The organism is Bariatricus sp. SGI.161 (assembly GCF_050313695.1).
In the GTDB taxonomy this organism is placed as follows: Bacteria; Bacillota; Clostridia; order Lachnospirales; family Lachnospiraceae; genus JAFBIX01.
Genome location: NZ_JBNPLX010000012.1, coordinates 22,391 through 36,301, shown reverse-complemented (window position 1 = coordinate 36,301; position 13,911 = coordinate 22,391). Strand labels below are relative to the sequence as shown.

Sequence of the window (13,911 nt, the reverse complement as noted above, 5' to 3'; positions counted from 1 at the left end):
GATATGGTAAAAATTCCTTTTAATGTAGATGCATATACTGCACGATTGATTGGACGTGAAAATGTTTCTAAATTAGAGGGTGCGGTAATTGAATTAGTAAAGAATACATATGATGCAGATGCATCCTGTTGTGTATTGTATTTTGACGAAAAAGAGAATGTATTATATCTGGCCGATAATGGGTGTGGAATGACAACATCGATTATTCAGGAACACTGGATGACTATTGGGCGATCGTCGAAAAAGAATACATTTATTTCGAAGAGAGGACGTATACAGACAGGAGAAAAAGGAATTGGTCGATTTGCTTTGGATCGAATAGCCGATAAATGTCAAATGCTTACTGGTACAGAGGAAAATCATAAAAAGTTATTATGGACAGTTGATTGGACCTCATTTTCGTCTGGAAAGAATATCACAGAAATTGGTGCGGAATTAGACGAAACAACATTGTCTTTTGAACAGTTTTTAGAAGGGTGTAGCAATTATCGGGTTGTAAATCTTATAAAAAAAGAATGGAAACAAAATGGTACGATATTTAAGCTTACAAATCTTAGAGATAGTTGGAATGATGAGTTGTTGCATACAATACGTGAAAATTTAGCGTCGTTAATTCCATATGAATTGTCTTCTGTTTACAAAATATATTGTTTTGGCAATACAGATACAGAGGAAGACGCAGAAGTATTTAGTGATTTAGAGTCTTTTTCTTACGATTATAAGATAGAGTTTTCAGTATCAGATTGTCAAGCTGTTAATGTGAAACTTTGGCGCAACGAGTATAGTTTTGGCAATGATGAGGATACTATATTAAAGAAAGTGGGATTATTTGAGGAAAAGGAATATTTTCATAACACACCGATAGAAAAAGAATATACATTTAGTCAGATTGTTCCAGGTGCGTCTGAAAAATTAAAAAATGGATTAGGTACATTTAGCGGGGTCTTATATTTTGCAAAAAGAACTCAAAATAAAAGAGATCAAGAACGATTTTATCAAAAAGATATTACAGGGAGAATTGATGTAAGGGATACTTTTGGAGGCATAAAGCTTTATAGAGATAATTTTCGTGTTCGTCCGTATGGAGATCCTAAAACATCAGCATATGATTGGCTGCAGTTAGCAAGGCGGAAAACAGGATCTCCTGCTGGTGTTGCAAGTGATGGGCTTTGGAGAGTTAATGCTGATCAGATGCTTGGATCAATCTTTATATCTAGGGTTAACGTGGCACTACCAGATCAATCAAATAGAGAAGGAATTGTGGAAACACCAGAATTTCGATTATTACAGGAATTTTTGAAAGGCATTTTGTGTATTCTCGAAAAAGATCGTCAGTATGTTTGTCGTATATTGGCGGCTGATTATGAGAAAGATCATCCTGTAAAGCAAATTCAAGATGATATTAATCGAAAAGCAGAGCAGCAAAAAAAGGAGAAAAAGAAAAAAGACACTGATGGCACAAAGCATACGGAAAGCAAATCAAATAAAGAACAATTCAGTAATAAGTCGGTAGATCCTGAAGATGCAAAGATTGCATTAGATGCAAAAGATGAACAAATCGAAGAATTAGAGAATGAAAATAAAATGCTTCGAGTACTGGCAACGACAGGAATAGTAACAAACACATATATTCATGAGTTTAAGACTTTATCTCATAGACTCAGTATGAAAATTGTAATGGCAAAAGAGGCAATTGAAAAAGATCAAGATATGGAAGAGGCTTGTAATTATATTAATCAGGCAAATGAGATACGTGAGGATTTCAATTCTTGGTTTCAAGTGACGATTGAGGCTGTGAAAAAAGATAAACGGAGAAGGAAAAAAACAGATATTGTTCCCGTTATTTTAGAGGCAGTTGATTCATGGAATAAAACGTTACATTCAAAACATATAGAAGTAATTTTTAAGGGAGATCATCAAAAGGAAATTTATTTGCGTTGTTTCCCATATGAAATAGATACAATTATTTCTAATTTAATAACGAACAGTACTGCCTCTTTTGATAAAATACGGACAAAAGAAAGGAATATCTATATAGAAGTTAAGGAAGAAAAAGAATATATTCGAATTGATTATTCCGATACTGGTGCTGGATTGGCACCAATGTATAAAAAAAATCCTGAAAAAACATTGGATGTATTCGAAACAGATAAGAGAGATTCTACTGGTCAAAGAATTGGAACGGGTATGGGTCTATGGATTGTAAATAATACGGTAAAAGACTATGAAGGAAAAATTGATTTGTCGAAAAATATAATAACGGAAACAGGATACTTTATCACATTGTTTCTAAAGAAGACAGGAGAAATGAGAGATGTATAGAATCGGTATTATAGATGATACAGATGAGCTTTTAGATGATTACATTAAGCGTCTGAAAAGAGAAAATATTGAACTTTTAATTGCTCCGGAAGGAAGTATGGAAGATATTAAGGCATGGGTTGTGAAAAATCAAATAAAATGTTTATTGATTGATTATCAGTTATCATCAAAATACGATTATAATGGGACACAATTGGCGTTTTATCTTGAAGATGCGTTACAAGGGCTGCCATATTTGATACTTACAAGCTATCCAGAAGACTCTGTGGATGAAAAATTGGTCGTAAAAAATGCCATATGTGATCGAAATGTGATGGATAAGAATGAAGAAGAATTTAGTGGCTTTTGTGATCAATTAAAGCAGATGACAGAGGTATACGACAACACCATAAAAAAATATAAGGAAAAATACGAGAGCATGATAAAGAAAAAACAAGAAAATGTCTTGTCAATAGAAGATGAAGAAGAATTAATGGATGTGTTTCGTATTTTGAAATCCTATGGAGAAGTAGATGAAATTCCAGCGGAGATGTTAAAATCAAGTTTGAGCGAACAGATAGATTCGGTATTGGGTAAATTAGATGATTTATTAAAAAAGTAATATGAGGTGTAGTATTGAGAATACATGGAGACAAAGTTATAAAACGACGCTCGGGATTAGAACAGCGATCGGATTACCATGAATATCTACCAGAGTTGCGGGAAGATTTTAAATGTATGTGTGGATATTGTGGTAAGACGGAAAGAGTGACCAAAAATGCATTTGAAATAGACCATTTTGTACCAAAAAAATATGCTAAGTTTCGAGAAAATGATTATAGCAATTTGGTATATTCGTGTTATGTATGTAATCGAAAAAAGTCTTCTAAATGGCCATCTGAAGATGCAAAAATTCAATTCATTGAAGAGAGAGGTTTTATTGATCCGGCAACAGATGAATATGATGAACATATAGAAAGAAAACCAGATGGTATGATCTGCGGAAAAACAAAAACGGGGAAATATATGGCAGAGGAGGCATTTCAGTTTCATTTAAGACCTATGAAAGAGGTTTGGCAGCTTATGCAATTGATAGAGAAGAAAGAAAAGCTCCGAGAAAAGATGAAAGTACTCATGCCAGATGAAATACAAGATTACATAGAGATGGATGAATTGTTAGAAGTGTTGCAAGGTATATTATTTCAAAGCAAAGAATAGTTTAAGTTATACTAGATGAAAGTAGTAGAATATTGTGTATAGAAGATGCCGTAAACAGAGAAAAAACTTGTCACGGCATCTTTTTTGCGTTGTTAACCGTATGATAACAGAATTAATCTTTTAGGGAAGAAAACGATGAGATTTCTTCGAAACCTAATAAGCTGCCAGTGTGTCCGATGATTTGCTCATCGGTTGATGGAGAAGTACGAAAATATATTCGGTAATAGTGCCCCTGAAGCAGTTTTACACTTTTATCTGTCGTGAACTGATATTCTCGGTCATCGGCTCCGATAAGATGAATTTGCTGTGTTTTCTTCAAGGGTGAAACATCTCGTTTGCTACAGTATCCTTCCACTATGAGGTAGGAACCGGAATGGATGAGATGATGCAGGCTGATGCATCGAATCAGGCAGCATGCACCGATCGCGAGGCTCATAATGAGAAGGATTTTATCTTTTGTCTGCAGCCCGATGATGCATCCGAATAGTACACAAAAAAAGCCGATTGCCGCTTGGGCAACCAGCTTGGAAAATAATGGTTTTGGCATAGTGCTCCTTTCAGAATCGTTGGAATGAAATTTGTTTATTAAGATACAGATTGCCTACAGCCTGCAGGACCGGATACTGGATATGCAGAATTTGTGCCTGGTCAGTCAGTGTCTGGTAGGTATGTTCTGTCCCATCATAGAGTTGTGTGAGGACCTCATCCTCCCGCTTTGGTACTTTCTTTTGATCTACACAGGTCACCAGTTCTGCAGTGGTTAGCGGAATGGCTTTTGTAAGCTTTAAGACGGTTTCCTCAATGGGCGTGTTTTTTTCTTTCCGCAGATATTTTCCAAAATCTCCGGGCTTGATTTGCCCTTCTACATAGAGCTGGATACAGGTAAATAGCCGGGTGGAGAAAGTTTCGTGAACCGGAAGGATGTGAAGTTTTCCTAAAAGCTGATAAAGTGCATCTACGCCGGTCACCCCTTCTCCTTTTGCAATCAGGCCGCGCAAAAGCAGCCGGTTCAGATAATAAGAAAATGCTAGTCCGTCCGGTCTGCCGCTGTTTTTAAGCCGCACATTGTAAGCAGATTCCAGTTCGTGTATCTGCAGAATCTGGAAGGCAAGGCAGCTCCAGAGAATCAGTTCGTGATCGCATAGTCCGAATTCCTGATGATTATTAAGAACCATAGGAGTGGATTTTCCATTTGTATTTTTGACAAATTTTAAGGTGCCGATGGCGGTATAAAGTGTCAGCATAGAACTGCCTCCTTCTTGTTATGATGCTAATAGCTCGTATAATATCTCATTTTCTTTCAGCCATTTTCTCGCCTTGCTCTGCCATGCCCTTACCCTGTTGGAAGGAACCTGATATAGTTTTGCAAGCTCCCGATCGGTGTAACCGTCTTGCTGCAGACGGAGAGTGGCAATTCCTTTTTGTATCATATTGCTGCTTGCTGCTTCCAGTTCCTTCAAGTATGCAGTGGACAAGTTTTGAATCGCTTCCTGCTCCGTGGAAAGGGAAGTACGATTTTGGTGAAACTCACCTTCATAAGAGTGACCGTCCTCGGATTCCAGCAATGCATCTAAGGAACAGAATCGTTTATTATATTGGTAAACGGTACGCCAGTATCCGTAGATCGCATTACGGACAGCAGCTCTGGCATATGGTCGGAAGGGACGGTGTCCATCGTATTTAGAAGCTGCATTGCACAGTGCCAGGTAACTGGTTTGTGTCAGCTCCTCATATTCTTCTTGGGAAAGATTCGAGTAATTCCGTGTCAGGACATTTACCATTTGTGGCACCAGATCCATATTTTCTTCAACGAGTTGGCTGTAGGGGATAGGATTATTTTTCATGTCATCCACCCTCCCTACCCTGCAAGGCACAGTGGTACATGGTTGTAGCGAAGGACTTTCTCTGATTCTTCTATAAGTCGTTCGCACATGTACTCACTGAAATTACCGATATGTGCCTGTGTGGTGTCGAGGCAAAATTTGTCTGATATCCACCGGTAGGCATCTTTCTTGGACATAATTCCCTGTTTCCAGATCTGATCAAAGATTCGGTGTGCACGGATCCGTTTCTCACGAAGAGATTTATTTGCCAGAGTGCCTTTAGGGCGAGTGGTGCCGGGATGGACGCTGACGTAGGAATTGCAGACCGGATAGCGGCTGCATACATAAAGTTTGCCTTCCCATGCATTTTTTCCATGGACATAAGATGTATCTCTTAAAATGGCCGGGCTGCCACAGTAAGGGCAGCGTATGATTTGTTTCTTCATCATGATTCACCTCGCATTACGTTTTTTATACGTACATTTATCCTTTATTAGTAAGTTTATTACGTTTTCTATACGTATATTGTAAGTAAAAGTGTGATGAATTCCCATATATCAGGGACGGAAACAGGTACCCAAATGTTCCCATTTTACCACTTTCTGCCATTTTTTATGAATGTTCTGGATAGAAAATGGTTTTGATTAATGGAAAAAGGCCACTGTCTGTAAAATGTTGGTAATTAACTGCCGTGAAGATAAACTTATTACAAAAGTATCGGAGCAGGAACAGTGCAATTAGTATCAAGCAGATCCGGTAGATGGTAAGTGCCTGCCTTTTCTTTTTGTGTAAAGAAGTAAATCTGCAGTACAGGATATAAATCATAGGGATAAAAATCAGGGTAGTAAAGCCCTTGTCAATCGTTTGGATGATCAGAGTAAGCATGTTGCACACCTCCTTGTCTTTATTCATTCTGTACGCAGAAACAAGCAAAAACGCAACTTACCAGTCATAGTTTTTCTCTTCCTGCATTTTTAGGAGTTCCATACAGGGACAGTCGGACTTGACTGCTGTTTTGATATCCAGGTAAGAGCGATATAAGGATAAAAAAGCAGATACAGATATGTTGCTTATGCATTCTTCCGGTTCCGGATAACAGGAAAATAAAATCCGGGCATCGGAAAGAGGAAGAATCAGCGGTTCTGCTGTGGCATCCGGATGAAATAGGAATCCGGGTTCCCTGCATATATCGGAAGTATTACAGGAAGGGCAGGTCACATGGATGCAGTGATGCCAGTTTCCATCACAGGCATCTAAAAATCTACGAACATGTTTGATATCTGTCTGGATATAGGTTGTTTCCATATTCATCACCAAAAAGCAGGCAGTCTCTATGGACCGCCTGCACTGAAATTAAAGATTATTTTTGTTTCTTTTTCCGGAAATAGATTACTGTAGCAATACCTGCGAGCAGAAGGGCACCTGCAGCAATACCTGCGTAAAGAAGAAGTGGGGTATCATCGCCGGTCTTGACTGGTGTGGAGATATCCGGAGTATCTTTTGGTACATCGGTAATTTTCACTGTCTGGCCGTTATCATTTATATCTTCGTGATTTGTCAGTTCCACTTCATTTTTGTTGTCTTTAGCACCGGTAGATACATAGAGCTTTTCAAAAACAACTACATCATGTCCGGAAAGAGAAGTAGCATCAAAGGTAAAGGTTACTTCTACAGTGCCTTCAGAGTTTTCCGGTTTGAAAGTTGCTTCAGATGTTACAGGTTTTCCGGCAATCAGTACTTCCTTACCGGTTTCCTTGTCCATCAAAGTACCTACGACCCGGTAGGTAAGGCCAGTTACCAGATCCTTGTAAGAAACGGTATCAATAATAGAGGTTTCTTTTTCTGCAAGGACTTCCTGGTCGCCGTCTTTTCCATCTTTAGCGGTAGTCTTAATCTCCGGGAAATAGATGGTCTGTGGATCATCATCAATCTGGGTATGGAAAGCAACTTCTTTGTCCTGATAAGATACAGACTCAAAGGCTACTATCGTTTTGCCTGCGAGAGCAGTGGCATCCAGTGTGAAAGAAAGCTCTACAGTGCCTTCCGCATCTTCTGGAGTAAAGGTCAGTTCAGATGTAATTTCTTTTCCATCGATTTGCAGAGGCTTACCAGATTTCTTATCCATCAAAGTTCCGGTTAACTTGTACTCTTTATTTGGAATGAGATGGTAGGAAACGGTATCCGTAATGGTCAGTTCTTTCTTTGGAACTGCCATCTGGGTATTGGTATCCGGGCAGTTCGCCTGAGTTGCAATTTCCGGGAAAAAGATCTGCTGACCTTCATCTTCGAGATCTGCATGAACAGCAATTTCTTTTTTATCCTGTGTTACAGATTCAAAAACAACGGTTGTCTTACCGGCCAGTGAACTGCCGTCAAATTCGAAGACTACATCTACGGTGCCTGAACTGGTTTCCGGTGTGAATGTTGTTTTTGCAGTTACCCGTTTGTCATTAATTAAAACAGGTTCTCCAGTTTTCGCATCCATGAGTGTACCCGTTGCAGTATACTTAAGGTTTGGAACCAGCCCTTTATACTGGATCGTGTCAATGAGTTTCACTTTCTCATCAGCATTTGCCATATGCTCACCGGTTTCAGAGTCTGTTGCCTGCGTGCCGATCTCAGGGAAAGAAATCTGCTGGTCTTCATCAGAAAGGTCCGCATGGACAGCCAGCTGTTTATCTTCCTGATACAGTTCCTCGAATACAACAGTTGTTTTTCCAGAAAGTGAGGAAGCATCAAAGGTAAAAGAAACTTCTACGGTACCAGAGGATTTTTTCGCTGTGAATGTCTTTTCAGAAGTTACAGGTTTGCCGTCAATCTGAATTGCTTCACCGGTCTCGGCGTCCATTAGTGTTCCAACCAGCTTATAGGACTGACCTTTCTTTAGTCCAGAATATTCGACAGTATCTACAAGAGTGACTTCTTTTTCCGGTTTGCTCATATGGGTACCTGTTTCTTTATCCAGAGCTGTTGTGCCGATTTCAATCAGGTCATCGGTCAGGGTTCCCAGGTCAATGGTAACGGAATCTTTATATACAGTCACTTCGAATTTTAAAAGATTCATGCCTTTATTGGATTCACATCTCTGTTCCTCAATGACATATTGATCATAGATAAGGGCACCTTTGGAATCATCCGGCGTGGAAGATCCGAACCAGACTCCATCTTCCGATGTTTCTCCACGGTTGGTGTTCTGGGTGTGTTTGTTCCATTTGGAAGCTGTACTGGCATATCCATTTTTGTCCGTCACGATGGTATGGCTTTCTCCGGTTGTAACAGAGGTGATGGTAAATGGAATATCAGAAAGACGTTTTTGTTCTCCATCGGATACCTTTACCAGTTCCAGATCGCTACGGTAGATCTGTTCATCGACAGATGAAGCATTGTAGCACTTTACGGTTTCCTTGGAACCATCGGCTGTGATCTTCTGTACGAATACAGTATCATTGGCAAAATATCCCGTAGGAGCTTTTGTTTCCTGAACAGTCACTGTACCGAGCGGGAGACAAATGGTTTTTCCATCCGTCTGTGTATAGAACGCATCTCCAGATACCAGATAATCTTTGGAAAAATGAGATTTTCCTTCTGCATAGGTCTTAAATATCCAGGTACGTGCCGGTTTGGCTCCATTTGCGGAAGGATCCTGATCGGACTGTTCGGTATAGAATTTAACAGTAAACTGTGCATCCGCAAGAGATGCAGATCCTTGTGGCTGTGCTTCCTGTGATTCCTTGTCCAGTTTCTGAAGGAGCAGATCCATCGGATTGCTCTGTGGGATTTCCGTCACATTTACAGGCGTGGTTGCTTCGGATTTGACAGTGACGTTATGGGCTTTGGTATCCAGGATGAATCCTTTGGAAGCTTTGGTTTCTTTTATCGTGTAATTACCTTCCTCCAGTTCTCCGGATTTTGCATAGCCGTTTTTATCTGTTGTCAATGTCTGTACCAGTTCGTCTCCTTTGTAGATGCCATATTCGGCACCCTGTAAGCTATAGTTACTGTTCCCATCGGAAACAGAGGCGTTGGCTGAAGATTTACGGATTTCCAGATAACCGTAGGGAACCTGATACCAGCTTCCAACAACAGTCTGGCTTCCGCTTCCTGGAATGATAAAGGCTCGAAAGTTTTCCGGGGGAGCAGGAAGGCTTTTGATTGCTTGTGCAACTTCTTTTGCTTTGTCAATGAAACTCTGGGGTGCACCATGGAAGGCTCCGGTATCTGAAGAATACCCTGCATAAATATAGGCGACGACAAGATGTCCGATTACATAGGAATTGTCATCAGACCAGCCGCTGAAATATTTGTCTTTTACAGTTTTTTCATAGCCATAACCGCCATTTAGGTAATACAGTGCTTTCCGAAGCGGGGAATCCTTTGCCAGAAGGTCATAGGAATAACTGCCGGAAGCAGGGGTTTTCTTGAGTGGTTCCACACAGTAAGCGGTATTGTTCCCATCAAATGTCATGCGTGAAGTAAAATAATCTCCATACGGAATGTTCGCTCCTGCGTGAAAACTGACGGTACCGTCTGCCGCATGAACAGTCATGCCGCCGGAAAATACGGTCCCGACAGTAACCAGTACTGCAAGCAAAAATGCGAGCAGCCGGTGGATGAATTGATTTGTTCTTTCTAACATAAGTCTCCTCCTTACTTTGAAGATATGAAAAAGGCAGCGATTTCGCTGCCCCGGGTGTTAACCGGCTTTTGCTTCTTTGTGTTTCTGGCGTTCAATGATTTCCAGAAGCTCCTGCCGGTCGGTGGTAATCAGCTCCTTTTCCAGTGTGGATGCTTTGAATTCCACCGTAATATTATTGTTGTTTGTTGAGATCAGGCCATTCCCCCTTTGAAAATGTGTGATGTTCATGACTTCGGTTTCTGACAGATGCAGGATATTTTTTACCCGCTGTGCCTCTTCGTCTTCCATGTTCAGGATGATCTTGGTCTTACAGTTGTTGATGATACCTTTTCCATATTTACCATCATCCAGAGCAAAGAAATCATTTAAATCTTGTGTGGCAAAAATGCCGGCTCCTGAGTAGGCACGGATGATTTTGGCAATCTCCAGAACAAATTCTGCAGCCAGACGGTTACTGGAAGCACCGATGAGCTGCCATACCTCATCTACAAAGATCGCTTTTTCCTCTGTCCGGTTTTCTTTCGCTTTATCCCAGACGTAATCCAAGGCAACGAACATACCTACTGTTAAGAGATCACTGGAGCCTGTCAGCTCTGAGATATCCAAAACAGTATATTTATTGGTTAGGTCTACGTTGGTCTTCTGATTGAAAGAAGAAGCAGAGCCGTGGACCAGGCGGTTCAGGATATGTGCCAGACGTTTGGTATCCGGACTTTCCATCAGGATATTATAGACATCCTCAAGGATCGGCATTTCCTTATACTGGTCTGGATGATCCGGGTCAATCAGGGATTCGTTTTTATGCGTAATCCCTTTTCTGGCATAGGTTTTAATGAGTGCCTCATCCAGAAGCTGTTTCTCCTCATGATTCATGTCAGGAATCAGGAGAGAGAAGAAGATATGGAGCCTCTGGATTTTGGAAGCCAGAGCGGAAGCATCCAGTGTTGGTCCATCCAGCAGTTCATTGACAGAATTATCAACTTTGCGGATCTCCATGACGTTAATACAATTTTGGCTGGCAGGAGAGATCTGGATGAATTCTCCACCCACGTTTTTACAGGCCCGGTAAAATTCATGCCCCTTCAGAGGAGCAATGATGAAGACCTGGATTCCCTTCCGCCGCATCCGAAGTGCCATAGTCTGCATGGTGAAGGTTTTGCCAGCACCAGAACATCCTAGAATACAGATGTTGGAATTTTTATACTGTTTGGAATCAAAAATATCTGCGATGACCAGTGAATTATTATGCTTATTTACTCCGAATAAGATGCCATTGTCGTCACAGATGGAGTAGCTGGTGAACGGGTAGCAGCTTGCAGCTCCCGTAGTCAGGACATTTCGTTTTGACAGTTCATAGAGTTTTTTATCCAGGTTTGCAAGCGGCAGGGAGGATAGGAAACCCTGTTCCTGTAAGAAGTAGCAGGAGTGCAGATCCATATCCTGTGAAATCAACAGTTTCTTCATCTCCTGAATACGCCACTGCAGTTCCTCAAGATCAGAAGCAGTAATCGTGATCAGGAGATTGATATAGTAAAAGTCTTCGTTATTTGCCAGACCAGCCTTCAGAAAGTATCCGGAGCGGATCGCAGAATCCAGATCATCAAAGTCTGCGTTTGTATCGGATGCATCCTTGATCTTTGACCGGTTGATACGGATCTGTTGTCCAAGCCGCTGCTGGATCTTATCCTTTGGCTGTTTATGCAGATAAAAATCAATGTCTATGCCTTCCCCGGCGTTGATCAGTAAGGACAGCCAGCCGGGTGCGACTTTCTGTTTATAGCCGTCGCTTGGAACCAACAGGTATGCATGATAAATTCCGTTGATCCGCACATAATTGGAGTGTCGGAAATCTACGGACTCCGGTGCAATGAACTCGTTGATCCGGATATGATCCAGTTCTTCCTGGCGACCTTCCTTCATATAGCGTGCAAGGACATCTGCAATCCGATCCTGAAGAGGCTTTTCTGTACAAAGGGTCCGGTTTAATAATGTGTATAGGACATCGGTTGTAAATTCATCTTCATTATCATGGGTAACCACCTGATTTCCGCATTGATATAAAAATGTCTTAGCTGTCTGGGAGGCTGTCTCCAGTGCAGCAAGGATTTCTTTTTCTTCGACTTTCCGGTTTACATTGAATGGTTCATACTCAAAGATTAGAAAGAACCGTCTTGAAACGGCCTCTCTGGAACTTAATTTCTTTACGAACTGGATGTAATCCTTCTGTAGTTCCCGACAGTGAGGATTAGTCTCAAGGGACAGTTCCAGTGCTGCCTGTTCCAGATGTTTATTGATATCTGCCTTTTTGGAGATCATCTTAATCTGCAATTTGACCGGGCTGATTTTTAAGTAGGAGATAAAGCTGTAAATGATGCCTTGCTGTTCCCTTGCACTTCGCAAAAGGAAGTTGATAGGTTCAATCTCCAGAATCTTTACATATCGGTGGTCAGTGGTATAAATGATCCCGTTGGCAATTTTATCAATCGGAAGATAATCCTCCAGTGTCATGTCCTTTCGCTTTTTCTTTTTCGAGGAAACGGAAGGTGAAGGATCAGGTTGTTTCTTATTGGAGCGTGCCTCTTTTTTCGCAGCTTTCTCCAAACGTTTTGCCTCCTTTTGTGCAAGCTTATCCTGATGCAGTTTTTCTTTATGCCGTTGTTTTTCGGTTTTTAAACGCTGTTTCTTTTCACGTTTCGCAACCTTGAGAGCTTTCGCCTGTTCCTTTTTCCTTTGTTTCTTTTCAAATTTCAGAATTCGGATATCTTCCCTGGCCTGCTTCTTGATGCCGCGTTTTGTAGATATATCATAGAGCCGACGCTCTTTTTTTTTAGAGGCTGGTGTGGGAGAAACTTTTGAATCGGGTGGAATCTCTTCCTCTGAAGAAGATGGCATATTACAGGGAACCTCCTCATCATGTGTAGCTGTCTCCATTGGTTGAGGTGATGGCTTCTCTTTTTTCTCCCGGTTCTTTTTCGTCTTTGGTTCTTTTTGACGAGGATTTTTACGCTGTTTTCCTTTTGGCTCCGGTTTGGTATCCAGCCGGTATAGGATTCTACGGTTAAACAAAAAACGGATAGCATTCATCAGAAAAGCCGTCAGACTTTCCCCTCCGATGCCGATCAGGGCGACCATGGCTGCTGGAAGAGATGTCATACATAAAATGATGATCCGTATGGTCAGGGACAGGGGAAGATGCACAACAGGTATTGCAATCCCGATGGCAAGAATGGCTCCTTCGATAGCATTTCGGATCTTGAACATTCCTCCCATGAATGTACCCCGCTCAATAAAATTACGGGGGATTAAGGCAATTTGGTGTTCTTCAGAGTTGTTCACGGCTGCACCTCCTTTGCATTAGTTCTCTTTTCCGTTTCTGTTGCTTCGATATCGTTTGGGGTATCAGCAAAACCGCCTTCCTGCAGGGATTCTATTTCTTCTGTAGTAACAGCTGGAAGTTTTTGATCCGTCTTACGTTCATAGGTAATTATGTTTTCACTGACTTGCAGTTTTTCTTCCCCAAATAAAAAAGCACCGGTACTGGTGCTGCAGGTAACTGGAAGGGTAGTATTATCAGAGAAAGCAAAAGTAAGCATGATGTCGTTTCCTTCCGGATAGGTGGTCTGTTCTGGAAGAAAGGTCACAGAGGTAATGTCTGTTTTCCCAGTTTCTTTGAGATACAGAGAAAATTGTTGCTTTAGTTCATTGATCTGTGTGTCTGCAAAAAATGCCTGTAATTCTTCAAAGGCAACGTATTTCAATGTGGGAAGTGAGGCAGTATCCTCTTCTTCTGTTTGGATTTCTTTTGCGGGCTGTTTTTTGTCAGCCGTATGGTTTTTCTGTTTTTCTGCTTTCCATAAGGCAGGCAGTACAATGCCTGCTACGATCATGCCGATCATCAGCAGGATGGAAAGAATCAATTTTTTTCTGCTCATA

General features: G+C 41.0%; 12 protein-coding genes. 3 read left to right on the top strand and 9 right to left on the bottom strand.

The genetic code is table 11. The annotated features are described in order from the left end of the window. The first annotated feature begins 3 nt into the window (after positions 1–3). From ACQRBH_RS08800 to ACQRBH_RS08790, 3 genes are read left to right on the top strand one after another with little or no spacing between them, the layout of a single operon-like run. The gene (locus tag ACQRBH_RS08800) at positions 4–2,322 is read left to right on the top strand and encodes a sensor histidine kinase (protein WP_427761395.1); all 2,319 of its coding nucleotides are present in this window, start codon (positions 4–6) and stop codon (positions 2,320–2,322) included. Further along, positions 2,315–2,923 (top strand): hypothetical protein, encoded by a 609-nt coding sequence (locus ACQRBH_RS08795; RefSeq protein ID WP_427761394.1) that lies wholly within the window; start codon positions 2,315–2,317, stop codon positions 2,921–2,923. The genes ACQRBH_RS08800 and ACQRBH_RS08795 overlap by 8 nt, the downstream gene beginning before the upstream one ends. 14 nt (positions 2,924–2,937) lie before the next feature. Next, a complete protein-coding gene (locus tag ACQRBH_RS08790; RefSeq protein ID WP_427761393.1) occupies positions 2,938–3,519 on the top strand; it encodes an HNH endonuclease in 582 nt (193 codons plus the stop codon). 112 nt (positions 3,520–3,631) lie between these two features. Here ACQRBH_RS08790 and ACQRBH_RS08785 read toward each other — a convergent pair whose 3' ends face one another. The 9 genes from ACQRBH_RS08785 to ACQRBH_RS08745 form a co-directional block, all read right to left on the bottom strand. Further along, complete coding sequence (locus ACQRBH_RS08785) at positions 3,632–4,066, bottom strand: hypothetical protein (protein WP_427761392.1); 435 nt, start codon at positions 4,064–4,066, stop codon at positions 3,632–3,634. Positions 4,067–4,076: 10 nt separating this feature from the next. After that, the gene (locus ACQRBH_RS08780; protein ID WP_427761391.1) at positions 4,077–4,763 is read right to left on the bottom strand and encodes a cell division protein; all 687 of its coding nucleotides are present in this window, start codon (positions 4,761–4,763) and stop codon (positions 4,077–4,079) included. An 18-nt stretch (positions 4,764–4,781) separates the two neighbouring features. Continuing rightward, positions 4,782–5,363 carry a sigma-70 family RNA polymerase sigma factor gene (locus ACQRBH_RS08775; protein WP_427761390.1) on the bottom strand — a complete coding sequence of 194 codons (582 nt, stop codon included), beginning with the start codon at positions 5,361–5,363 and terminating at the stop codon, positions 4,782–4,784. Between the two features lie 14 nt (positions 5,364–5,377). Continuing rightward, complete coding sequence (locus tag ACQRBH_RS08770; RefSeq protein WP_330641367.1) at positions 5,378–5,791, bottom strand: zinc-finger-containing protein; 414 nt, start codon at positions 5,789–5,791, stop codon at positions 5,378–5,380. Between the two features lie 163 nt (positions 5,792–5,954). Further along, on the bottom strand, positions 5,955–6,227 hold the full coding sequence (locus ACQRBH_RS08765; RefSeq protein ID WP_427761389.1) for a hypothetical protein: 273 nt from the start codon (positions 6,225–6,227) through the stop codon (positions 5,955–5,957). A gap of 57 nt (positions 6,228–6,284) precedes the next feature. After that, complete coding sequence (locus ACQRBH_RS08760; protein ID WP_427761388.1) at positions 6,285–6,647, bottom strand: hypothetical protein; 363 nt, start codon at positions 6,645–6,647, stop codon at positions 6,285–6,287. 55 nt (positions 6,648–6,702) lie between these two features. Further along, positions 6,703–9,978, bottom strand: a complete 3,276-nt coding sequence (locus ACQRBH_RS08755; RefSeq protein WP_427761387.1) for a VaFE repeat-containing surface-anchored protein — start codon at positions 9,976–9,978, stop codon at positions 6,703–6,705. 57 nt (positions 9,979–10,035) lie between these two features. After that, positions 10,036–13,314 (bottom strand): ATP-binding protein, encoded by a 3,279-nt coding sequence (locus ACQRBH_RS08750; protein ID WP_427761386.1) that lies wholly within the window; start codon positions 13,312–13,314, stop codon positions 10,036–10,038. Further along, complete coding sequence (locus ACQRBH_RS08745; protein WP_427761385.1) at positions 13,311–13,910, bottom strand: DUF5038 domain-containing protein; 600 nt, start codon at positions 13,908–13,910, stop codon at positions 13,311–13,313. Before ACQRBH_RS08745 ends, ACQRBH_RS08750 begins: the two co-directional genes overlap by 4 nt. Position 13,911 lies beyond the last annotated feature (1 nt).